21 protein-coding genes are annotated in these 24,101 nt (G+C 69.9%); 12 read left to right on the top strand and 9 right to left on the bottom strand.

Annotation, left to right across the window (positions count from 1 at the left end; all coding sequences use genetic code 11):
- Positions 1-69 precede the first annotated feature (69 nt).
- Positions 70-1,380: a hypothetical protein gene (locus RDV84_RS05965; protein WP_309152767.1), complete on the top strand. Its 1,311-nt coding sequence runs from the start codon at positions 70-72 to the stop codon at positions 1,378-1,380.
- Between the two features lie 208 nt (positions 1,381-1,588).
- Here RDV84_RS05965 and RDV84_RS05960 read toward each other — a convergent pair whose 3' ends face one another.
- The 4 genes from RDV84_RS05960 to RDV84_RS05945 all read right to left on the bottom strand — a co-directional run bounded on the left by RDV84_RS05960 (position 1,589) and on the right by RDV84_RS05945 (position 3,825).
- Positions 1,589-2,227: a hypothetical protein gene (locus tag RDV84_RS05960; RefSeq protein WP_078996240.1), complete on the bottom strand. Its 639-nt coding sequence runs from the start codon at positions 2,225-2,227 to the stop codon at positions 1,589-1,591.
- Positions 2,228-2,238: 11 nt separating this feature from the next.
- Positions 2,239-2,895: a hypothetical protein gene (locus tag RDV84_RS05955; RefSeq protein WP_309152766.1), complete on the bottom strand. Its 657-nt coding sequence runs from the start codon at positions 2,893-2,895 to the stop codon at positions 2,239-2,241.
- Entirely contained in the window at positions 2,892-3,506 is a 615-nt protein-coding gene (locus tag RDV84_RS05950) for a hypothetical protein (protein WP_309152765.1), read from the bottom strand. Before RDV84_RS05950 ends, RDV84_RS05955 begins: the two co-directional genes overlap by 4 nt.
- Positions 3,507-3,615: 109 nt before the next feature.
- The gene (locus RDV84_RS05945) at positions 3,616-3,825 is read right to left on the bottom strand and encodes a YdcH family protein (protein WP_057945805.1); all 210 of its coding nucleotides are present in this window, start codon (positions 3,823-3,825) and stop codon (positions 3,616-3,618) included.
- Positions 3,826-3,955: 130 nt separating this feature from the next.
- On the opposite strand from RDV84_RS05945, the gene ttcA reads away from it, so the two are divergent.
- The 3 genes from ttcA to RDV84_RS05930 all read left to right on the top strand — a co-directional run bounded on the left by ttcA (position 3,956) and on the right by RDV84_RS05930 (position 6,965).
- Complete coding sequence (gene ttcA, locus RDV84_RS05940) at positions 3,956-4,858, top strand: tRNA 2-thiocytidine(32) synthetase TtcA (RefSeq protein WP_309152764.1); 903 nt, start codon at positions 3,956-3,958, stop codon at positions 4,856-4,858.
- Between the two features lie 168 nt (positions 4,859-5,026).
- Complete coding sequence (locus tag RDV84_RS05935) at positions 5,027-5,938, top strand: recombination-associated protein RdgC (RefSeq protein ID WP_309152763.1); 912 nt, start codon at positions 5,027-5,029, stop codon at positions 5,936-5,938.
- A gap of 232 nt (positions 5,939-6,170) precedes the next feature.
- Positions 6,171-6,965, top strand: coding sequence for a M48 family metallopeptidase (locus RDV84_RS05930; RefSeq protein WP_057945808.1), 795 nt, complete (start codon positions 6,171-6,173; stop codon positions 6,963-6,965).
- Between the two features lie 276 nt (positions 6,966-7,241).
- On the opposite strand, the gene RDV84_RS05925 is transcribed toward RDV84_RS05930, so the two are convergent.
- On the bottom strand, positions 7,242-8,108 hold the full coding sequence (locus RDV84_RS05925) for an alpha/beta hydrolase (protein ID WP_057945809.1): 867 nt from the start codon (positions 8,106-8,108) through the stop codon (positions 7,242-7,244).
- A gap of 496 nt (positions 8,109-8,604) precedes the next feature.
- On the bottom strand, positions 8,605-9,597 hold the full coding sequence (gene hemH / locus RDV84_RS05920) for a ferrochelatase (protein ID WP_309152762.1): 993 nt from the start codon (positions 9,595-9,597) through the stop codon (positions 8,605-8,607).
- A 400-nt stretch (positions 9,598-9,997) separates the two neighbouring features.
- On the opposite strand from hemH, the gene RDV84_RS05915 reads away from it, so the two are divergent.
- The 5 genes from RDV84_RS05915 to RDV84_RS05895 all read left to right on the top strand — a co-directional run bounded on the left by RDV84_RS05915 (position 9,998) and on the right by RDV84_RS05895 (position 13,433).
- Positions 9,998-10,927: a lipid-binding SYLF domain-containing protein gene (locus tag RDV84_RS05915; protein ID WP_309152761.1), complete on the top strand. Its 930-nt coding sequence runs from the start codon at positions 9,998-10,000 to the stop codon at positions 10,925-10,927.
- A gap of 229 nt (positions 10,928-11,156) precedes the next feature.
- Positions 11,157-11,387, top strand: coding sequence for a Sec-independent protein translocase subunit TatA (gene tatA, locus RDV84_RS05910; protein WP_057945811.1), 231 nt, complete (start codon positions 11,157-11,159; stop codon positions 11,385-11,387).
- A 39-nt stretch (positions 11,388-11,426) separates the two neighbouring features.
- Entirely contained in the window at positions 11,427-11,969 is a 543-nt protein-coding gene (tatB, locus tag RDV84_RS05905) for a Sec-independent protein translocase protein TatB (RefSeq protein WP_309152760.1), read from the top strand.
- Positions 11,956-12,741 carry a twin-arginine translocase subunit TatC gene (gene tatC / locus RDV84_RS05900; protein ID WP_309152759.1) on the top strand — a complete coding sequence of 262 codons (786 nt, stop codon included), beginning with the start codon at positions 11,956-11,958 and terminating at the stop codon, positions 12,739-12,741. Before tatB ends, tatC begins: the two co-directional genes overlap by 14 nt.
- Entirely contained in the window at positions 12,738-13,433 is a 696-nt protein-coding gene (locus RDV84_RS05895) for an RDD family protein (protein ID WP_250448223.1), read from the top strand. The genes tatC and RDV84_RS05895 overlap by 4 nt, the downstream gene beginning before the upstream one ends.
- 34 nt (positions 13,434-13,467) lie before the next feature.
- Here the strand turns inward: RDV84_RS05895 and RDV84_RS05890 are convergent, their stop codons facing one another.
- Both RDV84_RS05890 and RDV84_RS05885 read right to left on the bottom strand, forming a co-directional pair.
- Complete coding sequence (locus RDV84_RS05890; RefSeq protein ID WP_250448221.1) at positions 13,468-14,400, bottom strand: hypothetical protein; 933 nt, start codon at positions 14,398-14,400, stop codon at positions 13,468-13,470.
- 70 nt (positions 14,401-14,470) lie between these two features.
- Positions 14,471-15,196, bottom strand: coding sequence for a glutamine amidotransferase (locus RDV84_RS05885; protein WP_309152758.1), 726 nt, complete (start codon positions 15,194-15,196; stop codon positions 14,471-14,473).
- Positions 15,197-15,323: 127 nt separating this feature from the next.
- Here RDV84_RS05885 and glyQ point away from each other — a divergent pair, with 127 nt between their 5' ends.
- Together glyQ and glyS are read left to right on the top strand one after the other, a co-directional pair.
- The gene (gene glyQ / locus RDV84_RS05880; protein ID WP_057945815.1) at positions 15,324-16,259 is read left to right on the top strand and encodes a glycine--tRNA ligase subunit alpha; all 936 of its coding nucleotides are present in this window, start codon (positions 15,324-15,326) and stop codon (positions 16,257-16,259) included.
- 117 nt (positions 16,260-16,376) lie between these two features.
- Positions 16,377-18,560: a glycine--tRNA ligase subunit beta gene (gene glyS, locus RDV84_RS05875; RefSeq protein WP_309152757.1), complete on the top strand. Its 2,184-nt coding sequence runs from the start codon at positions 16,377-16,379 to the stop codon at positions 18,558-18,560.
- A gap of 253 nt (positions 18,561-18,813) precedes the next feature.
- Here glyS and RDV84_RS05870 read toward each other — a convergent pair whose 3' ends face one another.
- Positions 18,814-21,546: a TonB-dependent receptor plug domain-containing protein gene (locus RDV84_RS05870; RefSeq protein WP_309153698.1), complete on the bottom strand. Its 2,733-nt coding sequence runs from the start codon at positions 21,544-21,546 to the stop codon at positions 18,814-18,816.
- Between the two features lie 532 nt (positions 21,547-22,078).
- On the opposite strand from RDV84_RS05870, the gene RDV84_RS05865 reads away from it, so the two are divergent.
- The gene (locus RDV84_RS05865; protein ID WP_425606303.1) at positions 22,079-24,079 is read left to right on the top strand and encodes an autotransporter assembly complex protein TamA; all 2,001 of its coding nucleotides are present in this window, start codon (positions 22,079-22,081) and stop codon (positions 24,077-24,079) included.
- The last annotated feature ends 22 nt before the right edge of the window (positions 24,080-24,101 follow it).

Raw genomic sequence — 24,101 nt, 5'->3', positions numbered from 1 at the left:
GATACCCGTCACTTCTGACGTCGCCGGGGCTCGGCTACTATCCCCGTTGCCCCGTGTTGGTTCAGCTCAATGTCTGCAACCGCTCCGATATCCGCGCCGTCGCCTGACTCCGCCGCCGGCCCGCTGCAGCCGGCCGACAGCGATCGCCTCGGCCCCGGCGCCTGGCGCGAAATCCCCCTGCTGTCCGCACGCCTGCTGTGGCGGCACTGGCCGGCGCTGGCGTTCTGGTTCTTCGCCCAGCGGGTCTGCTACGACCTGTTGATGGACCTGGCGGTCAAGCTCGGCGAGCGCTCGCTGCTGCTGTCGTTCGCGGCGCTGTCGGTGCTGATCGTGACCCAGCTGGCCGGCACCATCTTCATGTTCCAGTCGTTGCGGCCGTCGCTGCCGATGCTGGCCGGCGGGGCGACCACGCCCGACACCCGGCCCGATCCGCGCGCGGTGCGCAAGCAGTGGATCACCGCGCTGGCGATCGCGCTGCTGCCGTTCTTCGCCTATTACGTCGGTTGGGGCTTGATGGAGAGCCTGCGCCGCTATTTCACCACCGCCTACATTTTCGGCGTGTGGGAGCGCGAGGACCTGCGCCACGTGCTCACCCTCAAGGGCCTGTGGATCGCGCTGGCGGTGGCCTGGGCGGTGCGCTGGTTCAGCAAGCGCCGCGCCGTTGCGTCCGGGCATGCGTCGTGGAGCGTGCTGGCGACGGTTTGCGAAGCCTATTGGGTGTTCGTCGGCGTCGCCGCGATCGGCCAGATGGTCAAGGCCGGGCAGGAGTGGTGGCACCAGCGCGCGGTGTACGTGGCGGTGAGCGATTGGTGGGAAAGCCCGACCGCGCTGTTCAAGCTGCTGGCGCCGGCCAAGCGCGCGCTGGCGCCGGCGTGGGAGTCCGTCGCCACCGCCGCCGGCGCGGTGGCGTTGCCGCTGATCTGGCTGGCGATCACCGCGATCGTCTACGGCATCGATCTGCGCAAGGCTCAGCGCATCGACGCCGCCGACGCGCCGCTGGAGCGCGCGGTGGCGCGGTTCAAGGCCATGCACTTCACCCTGCGCATGCTCGCCGACAAGGCCAGCGCCGGCTGGACCAGCAAGGGCGTGCCGGTGGTCAACAGCCTGCGCCTGGTGCTGCGCGCGGGTCTGCCGGCGCTGCTGACGCTGTGCGTGTGCTGGCAGCTGCTGGCTTATCTGGATTCGTGGTCGTGGCGCTGGATGCAGCAGTGGGTCGGGCCGACGGACCCGGGTTGGCAGCGGGTGCAGGGGCAGATCTACGCGGTGTTCCTCAACACGCCGTTGTCGTTCCGCACGTCGTTGCTGACCGATGTGCTGCGCGTGGTGCTGCTGGCGGCGACGTTCGACCGGGCGATCGCGCGGCTGCCGCGGGTGGGGTGAGAGGGCGGCGCTGGTGCTTCGCGGCTTTGACGCGACGCGACTTCGACGTTTCTGGAAGGCTTCCGAGCGAGGGCGGCTTCGACGGTGGGGGGGGCTTCAGGCCCGACGCTTTTGTCCCAGGCCGCTTCGACGCGGCCGAGCGAAAAGCGTCGGGCCTGAAGGCCCTCCCACGAAGGCCTTCGGCGAGAGTCGTCGCGCGCCATTGCGGCTACAGCGCGAATTCCAGATAACGCCCGCCGACTGTCTCCGAGCGCTTCATCTCGATGCGCGCGCGCAGGTCCTCGAGGCGCTGCCCGCGCGGCAGCACGAAGGCGTGCTGGAACGCGAACGGCCGGCCCGGCACCGCCAGCACCTGCTTGAAGGCGTCGTCGTAGCCGCTGCCGCAGGTTTCCGGCAGGCGCGGGCCGGACAGGCGCGGCAGCGCGGCGCCGCCGGTGTCCCAGCGCCGGCCCTGGGCGTCGACGATCGCGCCGCGGCAGCCGTCGAGGTCGACGGTCTTGGTGCCCGAATCGGGGATCACTTCGTAGCGCAGCAGCACCACTTCGGCGTCCTTGCGCAGCGGGCCGCGCAGGCGCGGGTCGCGCGCGGGCACCGACTCGGCCGCGACCAGCTTCCAGCGCGCGCCGGCGAAGGCGGTCCAGTCGTGTTTGTTGGCGGCCACCGCGATGCTGGGGTTGAGCAGGCGGTACTGCCGCAGCGCATCGCGGTACGGCAGCCACAAGGCCAGCGCGCCGAGCACGGCGGTGCCGGCCAGCCAGCCGGCGTTGCGCCGCCACCAGCCGGCCGGCGGCGCGGCGGGCGAGGCGGCGGGTGCGGCGGATGCAGTGGTGTCGTCGGTCGTCGTCATCGGTGCGGCGCTCACATGCGCAGGTCCAGGACCGGCTTGGCGTCGGCGCGCAGCTTGTCGGCCGCGGCCTTGTCCAGTTTCAGGTCGACATCGACCAGGCTGTCGCCGCCTTCGGGCAGCAGCAGGCCCCAGTAGAGCTGCAGGTGCGCGCCTTCGAGCTTGTCCGGCGGCAGTTCGAAGAACCAGGCGCCGGTCTCGGCCAGCCCCGGCGCCAGCTCGCGCTCGCTGAGGTTGATGCCCTTGAGCTTCGGCCGCTCCTTGTTGGAGGCGACATACACCAGCCCGTCGCGGGTGCGGATCTGCGCGGTCAGGTAGCCCGGGCGTTCGAGCGCCTCGACCTTGGCCAGCACCGACAGCCACACGCCGGGACTGCGCAGCACGCGGTCCTCGGGATGGCTGAAGTCGCCCTTGAGCAGATAGGCCTGGGCGACCTTGAGCTTGCCGACTTCGACCGCGAAATTGCGCCCGGCCGCGCGCGCGGCCGGCGCCGGCTGCAGCAGCGGCGCGTCGCGCTGTTCGTAGCTGGACTGGCCGTTGCGCAGCGCCACCACCGCCGCCAGCGCCAGCGCGATCCACAGCGCGTCGCGCCAGCGCCAGCGCGGCAGCCGCCAGCGCGCGTGTGCCGGCGCGGGCGCGGGCTGCGCCGGAGTGGGCGAGGGCGCGCTCATGGCGCCACCAGCCGGTCGCGCAGGTCCTGCACGGGCAGTTCGAACTTGGCCTTGGGCGAGTCCTGGATCCAGCCGCTTTCGCCGTTGAGGTAGGCCTTGGCCTTGTAGTCGCGGCCGAACAGGCCGAACGTCTGCGACGGCGCGTAGACGTAGCCCGGCGGCAGCTTCCACACCAGGTCCACGCGCTGCTTCAGCCGCGGGTGCAGGTCGCCCAGGATCGTGTGGTCGTCCGCGGCCAGCGGCAGGTCGGCCTTCACCGCCTCGCGCTTGGGCCCGACCAGGATCAGGTCCTTGATCAGATAGTCGTAGCTGCCGAAGCTGCGCCCGGTGCGGTTCTCGATGTCGGCCTGCAGCACCAGGTAGAGCTGGTTCGGTTCGATCCGGCCGCCGGGGCGGTAGCGCGCCACCCAGGCGCGCAGCGGCGTCACCGCCATCGCCCCGGACTGCGCGCGCTGGCCGGCCGCATGGCTCGGCAGCGGCTTGGTCTTGCTCTGGGCCGGCTTGAAGCCGCCCAGGGCGACGGTGGCGACCAGCGCGATCGCGGCCACGGCCGCGGCGGCCTGCCACCACGGATTGCGCGCTGCGCCGATCAGTTCGTCCTTGTTGGCCATGCCCGGACCCGTTGCGAGTGCGCGCACCGTAGCACAGGGGCCGCGGTCGGCTGCAGCCAGCGGCGTCACCCGGCGCGCATGACAGCTGCCATGCGCGCGGCGCCGGCGCTCAGGCCGGTTCGTCGGGAATCAGCGCGCTTTCGAGCCGGGCGATGCAGTCCTTGAGCCACAGCTTGCGCTTCTTGAGCCGCTTGACGGTGAGTTCGTCGGCCTGCGGGTCCAGGCCGAGCCGGTCGATGGCCGCGTCGAGGTCGCGATGCTCCAGCCGCAGGTCGGCGAGCTGGCGGGCGATTTCGGCGGCATCGGCGCTGACGGTCATGGCTTGAGCTTAAACCGCCGCCGTGTCCGCCGTCATCGTCCGTCGCGCGTCGCGCTGAAACCCGCGCGGCGGCGGGCTGCGGGCGGTGCGGGGCGTGTTCACCGACCCTTGGCGTAGAATCGGCGGCCTGATGAGCACCGTCCTGCCCCTAGCCGAACCCGTCCGCCGCGCCCGCGACGCCGCCGCTCCCGTCGATCCCGAGCGTCTCGGCGCGCGCCTGCGCCACCAGGTCGGCCGCGCCATCGCCGATTTCGGCATGATCGAGGACGGCGACAAGGTCATGGTCTGCCTGTCCGGCGGCAAGGACAGCTACACCTTGCTGGACATCCTGCTGCAGCTGCAGAAGAAGGCGCCGGTGAAGTTCGAGCTGGTCGCGGTCAACCTCGACCAGAAGCAGCCGGACTTTCCCGAGCACGTGCTGCCGCAGTACCTCGAATCGATCGGCGTGGCGTACAAGATCCTCGAGCAGGACACCTACTCGGTGGTCACCCGGGTCGTGCCCGAGGGCAAGACCATGTGCTCGCTGTGTTCGCGCCTGCGCCGCGGCGCGCTGTACACCTACGCCGCCGAGCAGGGCTTCACCAAGATCGCGCTCGGCCACCATCGCGACGATTTGGTCGCCACGTTCTTCCTGAACCTGTTCTTCCACGCCAAGCTCAGCGGCATGCCGCCCAAGCTGCTGTCCGACGACGGCCGCCACGTGGTGATCCGGCCGCTGGCCTACGTGCGCGAGGACGACATCGTCGAGTACGCGGCGGCGAAGCAGTTCCCGATCATCCCGTGCAACCTGTGCGGCTCGCAGGAGAACCTGCAGCGCAAGCAGGTCAAGCGGATGATGGACGCCTGGGAACGCGACACGCCCGGGCGCCTGGAGATCATCTCGCGCGCGCTCGGCGACATCCGGCCGTCGCAGCTCAGCGATCCCAAGCTGTTCGATTTCCTCGGCCTGGGACAGGCCGGCGGCGCGGCGTCGAAGCCGCCGGTGTGGCTGGACGAGGCCGGGTCCGACGATCCGGTCGCGCAGATCGGATGATCCGTCGCTGCATCCTCCCGTCGTTCCCGCGCAGGCGGGAACCCAGGGCTTTTCGTGCGGGAACGCATGAAGTCCGCGGACGCCCGCTTTCGCGGGAATGACGAAACCCGGCAGGCGCGATCCCGCGACGCCGACTCCCCCTCCTCGATTTACTTTCCTGGTTCCCGAATGTTCTTCCGCAATCTCACGTTCTTCCGCTTCCCCACCACCCACGACCTGAGCGAACTCGACAAGGGCCTGGAAGAGTGCCGGCTCAAGCCGGTCGGCCCGCTGGAGCTGTCCTCGCGCGGTTTCATTTCGCCGTTCGGCCGCGCCGACGAGGAAGCGGCCATCAGCAACCGCATCGGCAGCGCGATCTGGCTGACGGTCGGCGGCGAAGACCGCCTGCTGCCCGGCGCGGTCATCAACGACATGCTGGCCAAGAAGCTCGCCGAGATCGAGCAGAAGGAAGGGCGCAAGCCCGGCGGCCGCACCCGCAAGCGGCTCAAGGACGAACTCATCACCGACCTGATGCCGCGCGCCTTCATCAAGCCCAGCCGCACCGACGCGATCATCGATCTCGAACACGGGCTGGTGATCGTCGACAGCTCCAGCCGCAAGACCGCCGAGAACGTGATCAGCGAGATCCGCCGCGCGGTCGGCAGCTTCCCGGCGCTGCCGCTCAACGCCGAAGTCGCGCCGCGTTCGATCCTGACCGGCTGGGTCGCCGGCGAACCGCTGCCGGACGGGATCATGCTCGGCGACGAATGCGAACTGCGCGACCCGGTCGACCAGGGCGCGGTGGTCAAGTGCCAGCGCCAGGAGCTGGAAAGCGACGAGATCGCCAAGCACCTGGAAACCGGCAAGCAGGTCACCCGCCTGGCGCTGAGCCTGGACGACCACGTCTCGTTCGTGATCGGCGAAGACCTGATCGTGCGCAAGTTCAAGCTGCTCGACGGCGCGGTGGACCAGCTCGAACACAGCGACGGCGACGGATTGCGCGCCGAGCTGGACGCGCGTTTCGCGCTGATGAGCGCGGAGGTCAAGCGCCTGTTCGTGGTGATGGAGAAGGCGCTGAAGCTGTCGAAGGTCGAGGCCTGATTTCGCGCGCGGGTCGCGGAGGCGGCGCGACCTGCCGCAACGCGGTCGCGGCTCGCGCCGCTCCTGCAGGGAGCGGCCGTAGCCGGCGTCTCGCCCTGTAGGAGCGGCGCAAGCCGCGACCGCGACACCGCGATTACGGCGAACCTCGCCCTCGCCCGCGTTGTGCCTGCCGCCGCAACGAAAAATCGCCGCCGCCTCGCGCTATGCTTCGCCCCATGGCGGTCCCCCACCCATGACGAGCCTCCTGCGCCTGCTGACCGGCCGGCCGCCGGCCGCGCCGCGCACGATCTCGCGCGAGACCGTCGCCATCGTCCTGGCCAACGGCCAGCGCGTCGAGGTGCTGCGCGTGCGCGATCCGCGCGCGCGCCGGATCAAGCTCAGCGTCGACGAGCGCGGCCCGCGCCTGACCCTGCCGTTGCGCGCCAGCGAGATCGCCGGGCAGCGCTTCGTGATCGAGCACGGCGACTGGCTGCTGGCGCAACTCGCGCGCGCCGGCACCGACGCGCCGGGGCTGCAGCCGCACCGCACCGAAACCCTGCCGCTGCGCGGCACGGAGGTGCCGTTGCGCTGGCAGCACGCGCGTTACCTGCGCATCCAGACCGGCGAGGACGCGATCGAGATCGCCGCGCCCGAAACCGTCGCGCTGAAGTCGCTGCAGCGCGCGCTGCGCGATTTCTACGAAGGCCAGGCCCGCGCCGACGTCGGCCGCTGGCTGCCGCGCTACCTGCCCGGGTTGCCGCGCGCGCCGGCGCGGTTGCGTTACCGGGTGATGTCCTCGCAATGGGGATCGCTGGCGCCGGACGGCGCGCTGTCGCTGGACCTGTCGCTGGTGCTGGCGCCGCCGGCCGCGTTCGAATACGTGCTGGTGCACGAGCTGTGCCACCTGATCCATGCCGACCACTCGCGCGCGTTCTGGCGCGAGGTCGAGCAGCGCTGCCCGCAGTGGCGGCTGCAGCGCGAGTACTTCCGCGACTCGGGACGCGCGCTCAAGGCGCGGCTGCGCAAGCTGATCGCCGCGGACGAGTGACGCCGGCGCGGCGCCTGGGCCGATGCCGGCGCAAGATTTGGATAGGGTCGCTTTCGGTCCGCCGATTCGTCCGGGCGCTTTGAGCCGCCCGGAATGCGTCGACCGCCCCGTCCGAGCCGGTTTGCCCGAGTCGGTCGATCCCAGTCGAGCGATCCCGTTTGAGCGATTCTGATCGAGCGTTCCCGATCAATCGATTCCCTTCGAGCGATCCGGCCAACCGGCGGCGACCCGCGCCGCCGACTTGCCCCGGCCGGCATCGCGAACGCAGCGCGCCGCTCAGCCGGCGAGGAAGCCGCGGAACAATTCGCCGACCACCGCCGGTTGTTCCATGTGCAGGTGATGCGTGCCCGCGCGCGTGTGCAACACGCCGTCGCGCAGCAGGCCCGCGCGCTCGCGCCGCAGCGCATCGGGCATGTAGCTCTGCGCCGGATCGGCCCAGATCATGCAGGTCGGGCTGTCGATCGCGCGGATCAGCGAACGCATCTGCCCTTCGCTCATGCGCTGGGCGCTGGTGAGGGTCAGGCGCGGGTCGCTGCGCCAGACGAAGCCGGCCGCGCCGGCGTCGCCGCGCACCGGGGCGATGCCGCGCTCGACCAGCAGCCGCGCCACCGGTTCGCTGAGGTCGTTGGCCATCATCCGCACCTTGATCGCGATGGCGATGTCGTCGAACACGCGCAACTGCTTGGCGCCGACCGCGGCCATGCCGGCGAAGGCCTCGCGCAGGCGGGTGCCGACCCGCTCCTCGGGTTCGGACAGCGAGCCCAGCGCTTCGATCAGCAGCAGTTTGTCCACGCGCTGCGGCACCGCCGCGGCGAGCATGCTGGCGGTGGCGCCGCCGAGCGAATGGCCGAGCAGGTGGAAGCGCTCCCAGCCCAGCGCGTCGGCCACCGCCAGCGCGGCGCGCGCGCCGGAGACCAGGGTGTATTCGGCCGCCGCCGGCAGGTGCGCGCTGGCGCCGTGGCCGGGCAGGTCCGGCGCGACCAGGTCGTAGCCGTCGAGCCACGGCGCCAGCGGCACGTAGCTGGCGGCATTGTCGAGCCAGCCGTGCAGCGCCAGCAGCTTGGGCGCGTGGCTGCGACCGTTGCGCAGGCCGGCGAGGCGGCCGAACACGGTATCGACGACGAATTCCTGCATTGCGGCCATCGCGGCATCCTGTAGCGAAACGGCGCCCGCGCGCGGGCGTTCCAACGGGTGGTGGGGACGGGCGCCGGCCCGGTCGGGCTCGCCCGACGCGGCGCGGACGATCCGCAGCGGTCGGCCCGCAACGCTTGGATTAGAGCAGCCCGGGTTAGAGCAGGCTCACCAGCCGGCGTCGAACGGCGCCCATGAGAGCACGCGCCGGTGACAACGCGCATCGGCCGCGGCCATGGAACGTGCCGGCGCGCTCACTCGCGGGCGACGCGTTTCGCGCGGCGGGTGCGGCGGGTGCGGCGGCCGATGTCGAATCGACGCGTTCGCAGCCGGGCACGCTTCGCATCGATGGGTTTCGCATCGACAGCGTTCGCATCGACAGCCTTCGGATCGGTCGGACTTCGAATCGGCACGACTTCGGCAGGCCGTGGATCGCCGGGCTGACTCGCATCGGCCCGGCTCGCCCGGGACCGAGCGCTCGCGCAGCGTTCGAGCTGCAGCCGTCCGGTTACGGATCGGCCGGCAGCCACCCGGCCAGCTCGCGCCGCACGATCCCGGCCAGTGCCTGCGCATGCGCCGGCGATTCGTTGAGGCAGGGCACGTAGCGCAGCTTGCCGCCGCGCGCGGCGAAATCCTCGGCCAGCATCATCGCCACTTCTTCCAGCGTCTCCAAGCAGTCCACGGCGAAGCCCGGCGCGACCACGTCGACCTGGCGCACGCCGCGCGCGGCCAGCGCGGTCAGGGTGTCGGCGGTGGCCGGCTCCAGCCATGGCTCGCGGCCGAAGCGCGATTGGTAGCTCAGCGTCCAGGCGTCCTCGGCCAGGCCCAGCGCCTGCGCGATCGCGCGCGCGCTGGCCTCGCACTGGCGCGGATACGGGTCGCCGGCGGCGGCCAGCCGCTGCGGCAGGCCGTGGAAGGAGAACAGCAGATGTTCGCCGGGACCGTGGGCGGCGCGGTGGCGGCGGATCGATTCGGCCACCGCGGCGACCCAGTCCGGATCGGCGTGGTAGTCGTGGACCAGGCGCTTGTCCAGGCCCTGCGCCGCATCGAGCACATCGCCGACCGAAGCGGTGGTGGTGGTCGAATACTGCGGATACAGCGGCAGCGCCAGCACCCGCTTGATCCCCTGCTCGCGCAATCGCTGCAGGGTCGCGCGCCACGACGGTTGGCCGTAGCGCATCGCGTAGATCACCCGCAGTTGCGGCAGTTCGCGCTGCAGCGCTTCGGCCAGGCGGCGGGTGTGCACCGCCAGCGGCGAGCCTTCCGGCAGCCACACGCTGGCGTACTTGTGCGCGACCTTGCCGCTGCGCAGCGGCAGGATCGCGAAATGCAGCAGCGGGCACCACAGCCAGCGGCTCATGTCGACGACGCGACGGTCGTGCAGGAATTCGGCCAGATAGCGGCGCACGGCCGCGGTGTTGGCGGCGTCGGGCGTGCCGAGGTTGACCAGCACCACGGCGGTGTCGGCGGCGGGAGCGTCGTTGCTTGCGGTCGCGGGCATGCGCATAGGATGACATCCGCGCGCGGGCGAGGGGCATCGTTTGTTCGGATCGCCGGCATCGACGGCGCCGATGGATGGCCCGGCGGACGGCCCGGCGGACGGCCCGCCGGTCGGCCGCCGGCGCGGTTCGGCCCGCGCCGAAACCCCGGCGCCGCTCGCGCAGCGCGACGCCCGCGGATCGCGCTCGCGCGGCGGACGGATCGGCGCGGCCGCGCCGGCGCGGCCTACAATGCGGCCGTCTCGCGCTCGCGCGCGGCCGCCCGTACAGCGTCAGTTCGGTGGCGATTCATCGCTTTCGCACTAGCTTGAACCGATCGCCGCCGTCGCGGTCTGTACGTCCGGTCGCCCGCGCAGGCGTCCTTATCCGCGAATCGCTCGCACCACACCGCCGGAGCCGTCCATGTCCCGTCCGCAGTCCCGCCTCCTGAGTCTGAGCCTGGCCCTGAGCCTGGGCCTGTCCGCCACCGCCGCCGTGGCCGGTCCCGATGAGGACCAGCGCGCCCGCGATGCGATGCGCGTGCTCGGCGACATCCAGCAGATTCCCGAATCGGCGATTCCCGACAAGCTGTTCGACGAGGCCCGCGCGATCGTGGTCGTGCCCGACACGCTCAAGGTCGGCCTGGTGTTCGGCGGCCGCCGCGGCCACGGCCTGGTGTCGGTGAAGAATCCCGACGGCACCTGGTCCAATCCCAGTTTCATCAAGCTCACCGGCGGCAGTGTCGGTTTCCAGGCCGGCGTGCAGTCCTCCGACATCGTGCTGGTGTTCCGCGGCGCGCGCGGCCTGGACTCGATCGTCAACGGCAAGCTGACCCTCGGCGGCGACGCCAGCGTCGCCGCCGGCCCGGTCGGGCGCACCGCCGCGGCGGCGACCGACGGCCAGCTCAAGGCCGAGATCTGGTCGTGGTCGCGCGCGCGCGGCCTGTTCGCCGGCATCGCCCTCGACGGCGCGGTGCTGTCGATCGACGATGCCGCCAACCAGGCGGTGTACGGCAGCGGCAACACCCCGCGCATGATTTTCGAGGGCCGCGCCAGCGGCCAGCCGTCCAACGCCGTGGTCGATTTCCGCGACCGCCTGGAAGAGGCCAGCGCGGCCGCGCGCGCCAAGCGCGTGGCCGAGGACCAGCGCCCGGAACTGGGCACCACGGTGTATCCCGCGCCCGGCGTGACCGTGGCCCCGCCGGCCGGCGCCGCGCCGGCGCAGGCCGCGCCCGCCCACCAGCGCCTGGCGCCGGCCCAGCCGGCGCAACCGCAGCCGGTGCAGGGCCAGCCGGCGCCGTTCGAGAACGTTCCCGCCCAGCCCAACCCGGCCAAGGTCGAGCCGCTGCCCTGAGCGCGGCCCGCGGCGCGGCTGTTTCCCGATTCAGGCGGGACGCTGCCGCCGCACGGGCGTGCGGGCCGCGCCGCTGCGCCCGCCGCGTCGGTACACCGGCGTTCGCCGCGCCTGCGCGAGCGCCGCACCTTGCCGGTTCCGGCCGGTGGCGCAGCAGGACTTATGCCACATCGGCTTAAGGACGGTTGCGGTATCCTTGCCCCTTCATCATCGAGTAGCGAGCATCGTCATGGGCGCCTGGGGCATCGGTCATTGGATCATCGTCCTTGTGATTGTTCTGCTGGTGTTCGGGACCAAGCGCCTGGGCAGCGTGGGCAAGGATCTCGGCGATGCGGTGAAGGGTTTCAAGAAGGGCATGGCCGACGACGAGGACAAGCAGCCCGGCCAGCTCAAGGACGAGACGCGCAACAGCAGCGACAGCAATACGTCCGCGCGCAACGACGAGCGCAACCAGCGCTGATCCGGCGCCGCCCCGTCTCTTCCGCATAGCCACGCACGCATGTTCGACATCGGCTTCTCGGAAGTCTTCGTGATCGCGATCGTGGCCCTGATCGTGCTCGGGCCCGAGCGCCTGCCCAAGGCGGCGCGCTTCGCCGGGCTGTGGGTGCGGCGCGCGCGCGCGCAGTGGTATTCGGTCAAGTCCGAGCTCGAGCGCGAGCTGGCCGACGATGAGCTCAAGCGCAGCCTGCGCCAGGCCCAGGACGATTTGCGTTCGGCGCAGCAGCAATTGCGCGACGGCGACCGCGCCCTGCGCGAAGGCGTGGACGATCTCAACCGCCGCGTCGCCGGCACCGGCGCCGTCGCTGCGGCCGCCGACGATGCCGCCGCCGCGCCGCGCGATCCGGCGGCGCTGGAAGATGAAGCCTTGGGCGACGGCGCCTCGAACGGCGCGGCTTCGGACCGCGCGACCGCGTACGCCGCGCCCGCGCACGCCGCGGCCGACACCGCGCACGCCGAGCCGTCGCACCTGGACTACTCCGGCGCCAGCCAGCCCGACTACCGCCCCTCCACCGCACAGACGCCGAACGATGAGCGACGCTGATTCCCGCTCCGGCGATCCCAACGACTACACGCCCGAACCGCGCTTGCTCGATCACCTGATCGAACTGCGCGCGCGCCTGCTGCGCGGCGTGGCCGGCCTGATGGTCGTGTTCCTGGGCCTGCTGCCGTTCGCCAACAAGCTCTATCACTACCTGGCCACGCCGCTGCTGGCCAAGCTGCCGGCCGGCAGCCAGCTGATCGCGGTCGAAGTGGCCTCGCCGTTCGCCGCGCCGTTGAAGCTGGCGTTCTTCGCCGCGCTGATGATCTCGATGCCGTGGCTGCTGTACCAGGCCTGGGCCTTCGTCGCTCCGGGCCTGTACAAGCGCGAGAAACGCCTGGCCCTGCCGCTGCTGGTCTCGGCGCTGGCGCTGTTCTACATCGGCTGCGCGTTCGCGTTCTTCCTGGTGCTGCCGTCGGTGTTCGGCTTCCTGGTCAAGGTGACCCCGGCGGGGGTGTCGATGATGACCGACATCAACGCCTACCTCGACTTCGTGCTGATCCTGTTCCTGGCCTTCGGCCTCAGCTTCGAGGTGCCGGTGGCGCTGGTGATCCTGGCGCTGCTGGGCTGGGTTACGCCGGCCCAACTCAAGGAGGCGCGCGGCTACGCCATCGTCGGCATCTTCATCGTCGCGGCGGTGATCACCCCGCCCGACGTGATCTCGCAGCTGATGCTGGCGATCCCGATGTGCGTGCTGTACGAGCTGGGCATCATCGCCGCCAAGTGGGTCGCCTCCGAGCGCGCGCGGCCGGCCGACGACGCGTCCGAGCCGTGAACGCGCCCGGCGCGCCCGCCGGGTTCTGGCCGCGTTACCTGGCCTGGTCGCTGGACGCGGCCCTGGTCGCCCTCGCCACCTGCCTGCTCGGCGCAAACCACTGGCGGCTGCTGATCGCCGCCGCCGCGCGGGCCTGGGATGCGCTGAACCAGCGCGTGGCCGATGCGATGGCCGCCTCGGCGCTCGACGACCTGGCCTTCGGCGGCTTCCTCGGCCGCCTCGGCGCCGATCCGCAGGTGCATGCCGCGGCCGCCGCGGCGACCGCCGCGCTGCTGTCGCTGGTGCTGGGCTGGCTGATGGTCTACGCCGTGCTCGGCTTCGCGCTCGAAGTCGCCTGCATCGCCTTCACTTCCTGGCGCGCGACCCCGGGCAAGCGCGCGCTGGGCCTGTACGTGGCCGCGCGCGACGGCGGCGAACTCGGCGCCGGACGCGCGGCGCTGCGCTACCTGGGCGGGTCGCTGTCGTGGCTGAGCTTCAACATCGGCCACCTGGTGGCGATGGCCAAGCCCGAGCACCTGGCCCTGCACGATCGCCTCGCCGGCGCCAGCGTGCGCCGCCGCGGCGGCGCCGGACTGCCGCCGTGGGGCTGGGCATGGCTGCTGCTGCAGCTCGCCGCGGCGCTGGCCGCGTGCGTGTGGCTGGCATGGACGATGCAGGCGAGCCTGGACGAAGCGTTGTACGCCGCGCTGTGAGCCGCGCGGCAAAGCGCGCGACAAGCAGCCGCGCTCAGGCCTCGAAGCGGTCCTGCCGCGCCGGCGGTTGCGGCGTCGCGCCGCCGGCCGCCGCGCCGTCGCCGTCCTGGGCGAACACATCGCGCCAGGCGTAGTAGCAGGTGCCGCACATCACCACCAGGAACGCCATGCCGTAGGCGGTGAACAGCACCCAGGCGAGCAGGTGGCCGAGCATCGGCGTCACCGAGGCGCCGAGCACCATCACCACCAGCGCGGCGACGCTGACCAGCAGGCCGGCGAGCATCGCGCCGAGCATGAACAGCATGGTCGCGAACAGGTACGAGCCCAGGTTCCACAGCGAAGCGCCGAAGCTGCGCTTGACCGCGTCCGACAGGCCCAGCCCGGAGAACATGATCTGCGGCACCGATACCAGCACCACCGCGGTGCTGAAGTAATAGAACAGCAGCTGCGCCAGCGCGACCAGCGCCGGCTGCTCGGCGGTCGGCACGGTGCTGATGCGGCCGGTGATCGCGCCGCGCACCATCTCCTGGTACTGCGCCCAGAAGTCCTCGCCGGTGGCCCACAGCAGCAGCGAGCCGCAGATCAGCGCCAGCGCGATCTGGATCAGGCCCAGCAGCGCCAGCGGCAGGGTGCGGTGCAGGCGCAGCGGCGCGAACAGGTCGCGCGCGCGCACCGGGCGGCCGTTCTCGGCCTCGCGGATCACGTGCATCAGCCCGCCCAGCAGCACCGGCAGGACCAGCGCCGCGGCCAGCATCGCGATCGCCAGGATCCGGAACAGGCCTTCCAGGTCGGGCTCGCCGCCGAGCCGCAGCGGCATCGTGAACACGTACATCACCAGGTACAGCACCGCGATCAGCAGCAGCGCGGCGCCGAAGATCGCGCGCGGATTGCGCGTGCCCAGGTTGATCGCGCGCAGCAGCCATTGCGCGCCGTGGGTCAGCGGCACCTTGCGTATCGACGGGGTCATCGGATCGGTTCCGGGCATGGCGAAGCGGGCGGGCGTGGCGAAAGCGGCGGCGCCGGCGCGGCGGGCACGGTCAGCGGCCGTGCAGCGCGCGGGCGTGGCCGACGAAGCGGCGCAGCACCCGGCGCGCATGCGGCGCCGCGCTGATCTCGCGCGCGACCGTGCGCGGGCACAGGCCTTCGTTGCGCAGCGCGTCCTGGCGCGCGCGCACGTAGCCGCGCATGTGGCCGGCGCTGAATTCGGGATGGAACTGCACGCCCCAGGCGCGCTCGCCCCAGCGGAAGGCGTGGCAGGCGTCGTGGCTCGAGCGCGCCAGCACGGCCGCGCCTTCGGGCGCGCGCAGCACCGTCTGCAGGTGGGTGGCCTGGGCCGGGAACCGCGCCGGCAGGCCGGCGAACAACGGGTCGGCCGCGGCGGTGGGGTGCAGTTCCAGGTGCACCGTGCCCATCTCGCGCCCGTCCGGGTGGTTGCCGACTTCGCCGCCGAGCGCGTGCGCCAGCAACTGGTGGCCGTAGCAGATGCCGAACAGCGGCAGCCCGGCGTGGGCGGCCTCGCGCAGCCACTGCGCGCTGCGCTCGCTCCATGGCGCGCGGTCGGTGACCATCGCGCCCGAGCCGGTGACGATGGCGCCGGCGAACCCCTCGCGCCCGGGCGGGTCCTCGCCGGCCTCGACGTTGACCACCACCGCCTCGTCCCGGCCCAGGCCGGCGGCGACGCGGATCCAATGCGGGAAGCCGCGATGGCGGCGCATGGAGGGGACCGGCTGGCCGGTCTCGAGGATCAGGAAGGGCGGCTTCACGGGGCGCTGGCGGGTACGGCCGGGTCCGGCGGGGGAGGGCCAATGATGGCCCGACTCGGGGGAAAAGTCCTGAAATTTCAGGGCTCGCCGCTATACTAACCCGCTTTGCCGCAGCGCAGACGAGACCATGAGCGCGACCGACGCACCGACCACCGCGATCACCTTCCAAAGCATGATCCAGCGCTTGAACGCCTACTGGGCGGAGCGCGGCTGCGTGCTGATCCAGCCGCTGGACCTGGAAGTCGGCGCCGGCACCTTCCACCCGGCCACCTTCCTGCGCGCGCTCGGCCCGGAGCCGTGGAACGCCGCCTACGTCCAGCCCAGCCGCCGCCCCACCGACGGCCGCTACGGCGAGAACCCCAACCGCCTGCAGCGCTACTACCAGTACCAGGTGGCGATGAAGCCCAGCCCCGACAACATCGTCGAGCTGTACTTCGACTCGCTCAAGGCGCTCGGCGTGGACCCGCGCGTGCACGACTTGCGCCTGGTCGAGGACAACTGGGAATCGCCGACCCTCGGCGCCTGGGGCCTGGGCTGGGAAGTCTGGCTCAACGGCATGGAAGTGACCCAGTTCACCTACTTCCAGCAGGCCGGCGGCATCGAGTGCAAGCCGGTGCTCGGCGAGATCACCTACGGTCTCGAGCGCCTGTGCATGTACCTGCAGAACGTCGACAACGTCTACGACCTGGTCTGGACCTACGGCCCGGACGGCACGCCGGTGACCTACGGCGACGTCTACCACCAGAACGAAGTCGAGCAGAGCGCGTACAACTTCGAACACGCCGACGTCGACGAACTGTTCCACCGCTTCGACGCGTGCGAGAAAGAAGCGCAGAAGCTGATCGACCTCGGCCTGCCGCTGCCGGCCTACGACCAGGTGTGCAAGGCCAGCCACAGCTTCAACCTGCTCGACGCGCGCCGCGCGATCAGCGTGACCGAGCGCCAGCGCTACATCCTGCGCGTGCGCCGCATCGCCCAGGGCGTGGCCGAGGCCTACTTCGCCCAGCGCGAGAAGCTCGGTTTCCCGGGCCTCAAGCAGGCGCCGAAGGCCGAAGCCGCCTGACCCCGTGAAGCCCCTCTCCCGCTCGCGGGAGAGGGTTTGGGGTGAGGGCACTCCGCATCACCGAAACATTCCCGGCGCCGTCCGCAGGACGCGCGGCGACACCGCAAAGGCCACCGCATGAGCACGACCCAACCCCTCCTGATCGAACTGGGCACCGAAGAACTGCCGGTCAAGGCGCTGCCGGGCCTGGCCCAGGCCTTCTTCGACGGCGTGCTCGACGGCCTGCACAAGCGCGGCGTCGGCTTCGACCGCAACGGCGCCAAGCCGCTGTACACCCCGCGCCGCCTGGCCGTGCTGTTGAACGCGGTCGACACCCAACAGCCCGAACAGCGCAGCGAGGTGCTCGGCCCCTACCTCAACATCGCGTTGGACGCCGACGGCCAGCCGACCAAGGCGCTGCAGGGCTTCGCGGCCAAGGCCGGGGTCGAGTGGACCGCGCTGGAGAAGACCAGCGACAACAAGGGCGAGCGTTTCGTCCACCGCGCGGTCAAGCCCGGCGCCGACACCGCCAGCCTGCTCGGCGAGATCGTGCGCGAGGCGCTCGCGGCGATGCCGATTCCCAAGCCGATGCGCTGGGGCGACCACGACTACGGCTTCGCCCGTCCGGTGCACTGGCTGGTGGCGCTGCTGGGCAAGGACGTGGTGCCGGCGCAGGCGCTGGGCGTGAGCAGCGACCGCATGAGTCGCGGCCACCGCTTCATGCACGACAAGCCGGTGTGGTTCAGCGCGCCGCAGGACTACGTCGAATCGCTGCGTGCCGCGTTCGTGCTGGTCGATCCGGACGAGCGCCGCGAGCGCATCGTGCGCGAAGTCGAGGCCGCCGCGAGCGCCGACGGCGGCCGCGCGCGCATCGACGAGGGCATCCTGGAAGAGGTCAACGGCCTGACCGAATGGCCGGTGGCGGTGGCCTGCGGCTTCGAGCGCGAATTCCTCGCGGTGCCGCAGGAAGCGCTGATCGCGACGATGGAAGCGAACCAGAAGTTCTTCCCGGTGCTCGACGCCGATGGGCAGCTCACCGAGCGTTTTGTCGGCGTGGCGAATATCGAGAGCCGCGACGTCGCCGAGGTGCGCAAGGGTTACGAGCGCGTCATTCGCCCGCGATTCGCCGATGCGAAGTTCTTCTTCGATGAGGACCTGAAGCAAGGGCTGGCGTCGATGGGCGAGGGGCTGAAGACGGTCAAGTATCAGGACAAGCTGGGGAGCGTGGCCGATAAGGTGGCGCGGGTGGCTTGGTTGTCTGAACAAGTTGCGAAAGAATGCGGCGCCGATCCAGTGCAGGCGAAGCGTGCTGCAGTACTTTCCAAAAATGACCTCCAGTCTCGAATGGTTAATGAATTTCCCGAGCTGCAAGGTATCGCTGGGCGCTATTACGCCAGGGCAGAAAAAGAAGATGCGGCGGTCGCTGATGCTATTGATTACGCGTACATGCCGAGATTTTCCAGCGATTCGATCGCGCCATCTAAGCTTGGTCAGGTTGTTGCCATTGCAGAGCGACTTTACACCTTGGCTGGTGGATTTAAGGTGGGTTTAAAGCCAACTGGGAACAAGGATCCCTTTTCTCTGCGGCGCAATGCTCTCGGTTTGGCGAGAACGCTGATCGAAGGCGATGTGGATATCGACTTCGTTAGTTCGATTCGTAAGGCTCAACTTTGCATCATTGTTGCCGAGCTCGATTCCGAGCAGAAGCGCAAGCAAATGGCTGCCGAATTGGCGCGGCTTGCAGGTATTGACGTTAGTGCCGAGCAAAGCGCGCAGATCGTGTTGAATCGCGAAGATTTTTTGGCTGAAACCAGCGAAATTTATGATTTTGTTATTGATCGTCTGAAGAGCTATTACGCAGATCGTGGAGTTCCTGCGCAGCAATTTGAAACCGTAGCTGCGTTGCGTGTATCCAACTTGGCGGACTTCGACCGCCGCCTCACCGCCATCGCCGAATTCGCCAAGCTCCCCGAAGCCGAAGCCCTCGCCGCGGCCAACAAGCGCAGCCGCAACATCCTCAAGAAGGTCGAAGGCGAAGTGCCCGACGCCATCGACCCGGCGTTGTTCGCCGAGCCGGCCGAGCGCGAGCTGGCCGAGGCGGTGGACGCCGCGGTCGCCGACACCGATCCGCTGCTGGCCCGGCGCGATTACGTCGCCGTGCTCGGCCGCCTGGCGCGGCTGCGGCCGCAGGTGGACGCGTTCTTCGACAAGGTCATGGTCAACGTCGACGACGCGGCGGTGCGCAACAACCGGCTGGCCTTGCTCAAGCGGTTGTCCGACCGCCTGGGCAGCGTGGCGGCGATCGAGCATTTGTCGATCTGACCGCTCGCCGCGCGTGCGCGGCGGCCACCTGTAGGAGCGGCGCGAGCCGCGACCGCGGGAGTCGGTTTGCGGCGGAAGATCGAAGTGTGGCGTGGCGTGGTGACCTGAGCGAAAAGCATCGGGCCTGAAGGCCCTCCCACAGGTAAAGCAAGACCTCCCACAGGTGAGGCGGGACCCTCCGTAACAAGGACGGTTTCCGCGCAAACAAAAAGCCGGCTTTCGCCGGCTTTTCGTTTTTCCGCGACGCGCCCGCTTACTGCGAGCTGGCGCCGAACTTCCAGTTCACCTCGACCATGTACGAACGGCCGTAGATGTTGTAGTTCAGCGAGTTGTAGTACGGGTAGACGTCGAAGGTCTTGTCGCGCTGCGGCATCTTGTTGAACAGGTTGTTGACGGTGAAGCTCAGCGACAGGTCGTCGCCGAACTCGTAGCTGGCGCTGCCGTTGAAGCTCAGGTGCGCGCGCATGCGGCCGGCGTTCTCGGCCGAGTAGCCGGCCGGGTCGACCTGGGCGGCGTAGTTCGGGGTGCTGCCGTAGCGCACGCCGTACAGGGTCGTGGTCCACGGGCCCTTGTTCCAGCTCAGCGAGGCGCTGCCGATGCTCTTGAACTCGGACGAGTAGAACGGCTCGCGCAAGTAGTCGATGGTCGGGTCGCCCGGGTACTGCTGGTTCTCGTGCTTCAGGGTCACGTTGTAGTTGGCGCCCAGCGCGAACGAGCCCCAGCTGTCGGTCTCCCAGCGGTAGTTGAGCTTGGCGGTGAGGCCGCGAACTTCTTCCTTCGACACGTTGATCGGGTTGGTGCGCACGCTGTCGAGCTGCAGCGGCACCGGCGCGTCCGCGGGCAGGCGGGTGATGCGCGCGAGCGCGTCGGCGCAGGTCGGCGAGTTCGCGTCGAGCTGGCCCAGGCGGCAGGCCGATTCGTTGCGCAGCACCGCGTCGATGTTGAGGTCGTTGACCTCGTCGTCGATCTTGATGTTGTAGTAGTCCACGCTGACGTCGAAATTGCCGCTCGGCGCCCACAGAATGCCGGCGCCCCACGACTTGGCGGTGATCGACTTGAGGTCCTTGGCGCCGCTGCGGCGGCCGGACACCGATTCGGCGTTGTAGGTGCAGTTGCCGATGCTTTCGTCGGGTTCCTCGGTCGCGCAGCGGTAGTAGTCGACCACGCTGGTGTAGTAGCCGCTGTCGCCGGCGAACACGTAGGCCATGTCCGGCGCCTTGAACGCGGTGGCGTAGTTGGCGCGCAGCAGCAGCGACTGGATCGGGCGGTACTCCAGGCCGATCTTGTAGGTGCCGTCGGAGTCGGAGCTGGCGCCGACGTTCTTGTACTTGTCGTAGCGGCCCGACAGGCTGGCGGTGAGCTGGCTGAAGATCGGCACGCGGAACTCGACGCCGAGGGCCTGGTTGCGGCGCTTGCCCTGGCCCTGGGTGCCGGTGAGGCTGAAGAAGTCGCCGGCGACCACGCGCGGATCGGTCGGGTTCTTCCACGACTGCTCGCCGGCCTGCAGCACGGTGGCGAAGCCGACCGCGCCGGCCGGCAGGTGGAACAGCTCGGTGTTGGTCAGCTGCAGGTTGAAGTTCTGGGTCCAGGTCTCGGACTTGGTGCGGATGATGTCGGTGATGCTGTTGAACTCGGCCGGGGTCAGCGCGCGGTAGAAGCCGCTGTCGTCGGTCGGCGCGTACACCGGGTAGGGGCCGACGTGGTCGATCACCGGGCCGAGGAAGCGGCGCTCGAAGAAGTCGTCGGCGGCCGCGCTCAGCAGCCAGCGCTGTTTGCTGTCGACCTTGTACTGCGAGCGGGCGAAGTAGGCGTCGTAGTTCCAGTTCGATTCGCCCAGGCTGCCGCGGCCGCCGAAGGCGAGGTTGTAGGAGTCGCTGGTCTGGCGCTCGTTGGTGGCGTCGACGTCGCCGGTTTCCTCCGGCGCGAACACGCGCTGGTAGGTTTCGTAGCGGCCGCTGGTGTCGTTGTAGAAGATGCCGTTGGTGTCGACCGAGGTGGTCCAGAAGCGGGTGCCGGGGTTGGCCTCGGATTTGTTGTGGCCGACCAGCAGCGTGCCGTACAGCTCGGTGCGGTCGTTGAGCGCGTAAGAGGCGTTGAAGTAGCCGCTGAGGTCGCGCTTGCGGTTCATGATGGTGAGGTAGCCGACGTCCTCGCGGCTGCCGCAGTAATAGCCGCGGCCGGGGCGGAAGTCGCGGGTCAGGGTGCCGTTGAACAGGTTGCCGAGGGCGCCGCAGGCCGCGCCCGGATCGATGTATTCGTTCGGCAGCACGTCGGCGTTGATGCGCACGAAGTTGCGCGAGCCGTAGCGCGCGTCCGGATCGGGGTTGTCGTTGGTCGAATCGATGCGGCGGCGGTCGTAGCCGTAGATCGGGTCCTGCATGCTGTACTGCAGGCCGTAGGTCAGGCTGAAGGGGCCGACCTCCTTGCCGCCGATCAGCTGCAGGCGCGCGTTCTCGCCGCCGCCGCCGTCGTAGCCGCCGAAGCGGAAGTTCAGGTGGGTGCCGTCGACGCGCTTCTTGAGGATGATGTTGACCACGCCGGCGATGGCGCTGGAGCCGTAGATCGCCGACTGGTTGCCCGGCGCGATGTCGATGCGCTCGACCATCGCGGTGGGAATGCTGGCCAGGTCGGTGAAGTTGCTCTGGCCGTTGTAGAGCAGCGGATAGTCGGCCATCGGCCGGCCGTCGATCAGCACCAGGGTGAAGCCCGGGTCCAGGCCGAGCAGGCTGATCGGCTCGGCGTTGGTGGTGAAGCCGCCGGTGAACTGGCTGTCCTGCACCGCGCCGGTCGCCAGCGGCTGCGCGCGCAGCACGTCGTAGACGTCCTTGAAGCCCTGGCGCTTGATGTTCTCGGCGCTGATCGAAATCACCGGCGTGGCGGTCTCGATCTCGCTGCGCGGAATCAGCGAGCCGGTGACGGTGACCTTGTCGATCTCGGTCGGCGCCGAGGACGGCGCGGCGTCCTGGGCGCGGGCGGGGGCGGCGATCGCGGCGGCGGTGAGGGCCGCGCCGATGGCGGCGGTCAGCAGATGGCGGTGCACGGTGTCGGAGCTCCTGGGTTCTGGGCGGCGCCGCGGCAGCGGGCGCACCTGGGGGACGATTCCATGGCATGGGAGATCGCAGGGCCGACGCGGCGCAGGCATGGCGCAGCGGTGCCGAAAAAGCAGAATGAGCGAGTCCCCGACGCCGAAATTACGCGTTGCGAACGGTCGTACGCAATACGTCGGCGCGTAATGCGACCCGTGTCCGCAATCGATGCACAAAAGGTAGGGGGATGGCCTTTATTTGCGTTGTGCACCGGTGTCGGGCGAGGCGGGCGGACGCGAACGGCTTGCAGCGGATTCGCTCTCGGGCGTTCGCCGGACGGCGCGGTGCGCCGTCGTTGCGCGCATCGCCCGGCGCGCGTTGCGCGGAAGCGGCGCGGCGTGCCGTCGCGGCGGCATCACGCATTGTTGACGCGCCCTCGTGTTGTTAAAAATTCTTAAGCAATACAAGCCGTTACCGGTTATCCTCCGTGCCATGCGATCGATCCCCCGTCTTTTCCTCGCCGGCGCCCTGGGCCTCGGAGCCGTCGGCGCGGCCCAGGCGGCCAAGGTCGAAAAAGTCGACATCCACGGCCTGGACGAGGCGATGACCAACAACGTCCGGGTCTCGCTGTCGTTGGTGGACAGCATCGGCAAGGAAGTCTCCGGGCGTCGCCTGGGCTATCTGCTGCGCGAGGCCGAGAACGAGACCCGCGAGGCGCTGGAGCCGTTCGGCTATTACTCGCCGACGATCAAGGTCGAGGATTCGCGCGGCACCCGCCTGATCGCCACGCCGTCGACCGACACCGCGGCGCAGGCCCGCGACGACGATCGCGGCGCGCCGGGCGAACGCGACGGCGCGGCCGCGAACGCGAACGCGAACGCGAACGAAGCCGAGGCCAGCGCGAACGCCGCCGGCGGGGCCGGCGACGGCGCAAGCGATGCGCCCGCCGCGGCGCCGGCGCGCAGCGGTTCGTCCTCGCCGCCGATCCGGGTCACCATCACCGTCGACAAGGGCGAGCCGGTCAAGGTGCGGCGCTCGGACATCGCCATCCTCGGCGCCGGCAGCGACGACCGCTATCTCAACCAGGACCTGGCCGCGTTCCGGCCCGGCCCCGAGCAGGTGTTCGACCACGCGGCCTACGAGGCCAGCAAGACCAAGATCAGCCGGCGCCTGGCCGAGCGCGGCTATTTCGACGCGGATTTCTCTTCGCGGCGGGTGGAAGTCACGCGCGCGCAGCATGCGGCGGACATCGACCTGGTGTGGACCAGCGGCCAGCGCTACGACATGGGCGCGATCAGCTTCGAGCAGACGCCCAAGCGCATCATCCGCGACAGCCTGCTGCAGAAGCTGGTGTATTGGGAGCAGGGCAGCTACTACCACCAGGGCAAGCTCGACCGCTTCCGCGAATCGCTGGCGCGGCTGGATTATTTCTCCAGCATCGACATCGAACCGCTGCCGGACCAGGCGAGCGACGGGCAGGTGCCGGTCAAGGTGACCCTGACCCCGGCCAAGCGCAGCATCTACACCGCCGGCGTCAGCTACGGCACCGACAGCGGCGCCGGCGTGCGCCTGGGCGTGGAGCGGCGCTACGTCAACGACCGCGGCCACAAGGCGCTGGCGCAGGTCGACTTCGCCCAGCGGCGCAAGACCGCGACCCTGCAGTACCGCATCCCCGCATTCGCCTGGCTCGACGGCTGGTACACCTTCAGCCTGCAGGGCAGCGACGAACAGACCGACTACATCGATTCGCGCCGGATCGAACTGGTCGCCAGCCGCAGCGGCAAGATCAACCAGCACTGGACCGCGACCGCCTCGCTGCACGGCCTGCGCGAGCGCTGGGCCTACTACGACGAATTCGACGACGACCCGGAAACGCGCCAGAACTACCGCACCGCGACGTTCCTGTATCCCTCGCTGCGCGCCGAATACGTCGACGTCGACGACAAGCTGTATCCGCGCAAGGGCATCAGCGCGACCGGCCTGATCCGCGGCGGCCTGGAAGCGGTGGGTTCGGATGCGAACTTCATCCAGGCCCAACTGACCGGGCGCTGGTTCAAGGGCCTGGGCGAACGCAGCCGGTTGATCGCGCGCGGCGAGATCGGCCACACCTTCACCAACTCGCTGACCGACATGCCGCCGTCGCTGCGCTTCTACGCCGGCGGCGACCGCAGCATCCGCGGCTACGAGTGGCGCGAGGTCGGCCCGCGCATCCCGCCGGCGGAAGGCCGCAAGGCCTATGCGCTCGGCGCCAAGAACGTGGTCACCGCGAGCATGGAGTACGAGCACTACGTCAACGAAAGCTGGGGCGGCGCGGTGTTCGTCGACAGCGGCAGCGCGTTCGACGACCAGAAAGACCTGAAGATGCGCACCGGCGTCGGCGTCGGCGTGCGCTGGCGTTCGCCGGTGGGCCCGCTGCGCATCGACATCGCGCGCGGCCTCGACGACCCGGATTCGGGTTTCCAGATCTACCTCAATATCGGCGCCGACCTGTAAGGCGCGCACAGGACTTTTCCGC

The organism is Lysobacter yananisis (genome assembly GCF_031199375.1).
Classification (GTDB): domain Bacteria; phylum Pseudomonadota; class Gammaproteobacteria; order Xanthomonadales; family Xanthomonadaceae; genus Lysobacter; species Lysobacter yananisis.
Note: the sequence above shows the minus strand (reverse complement) of the source record. Positions and strands in the feature narration are given on the sequence as shown.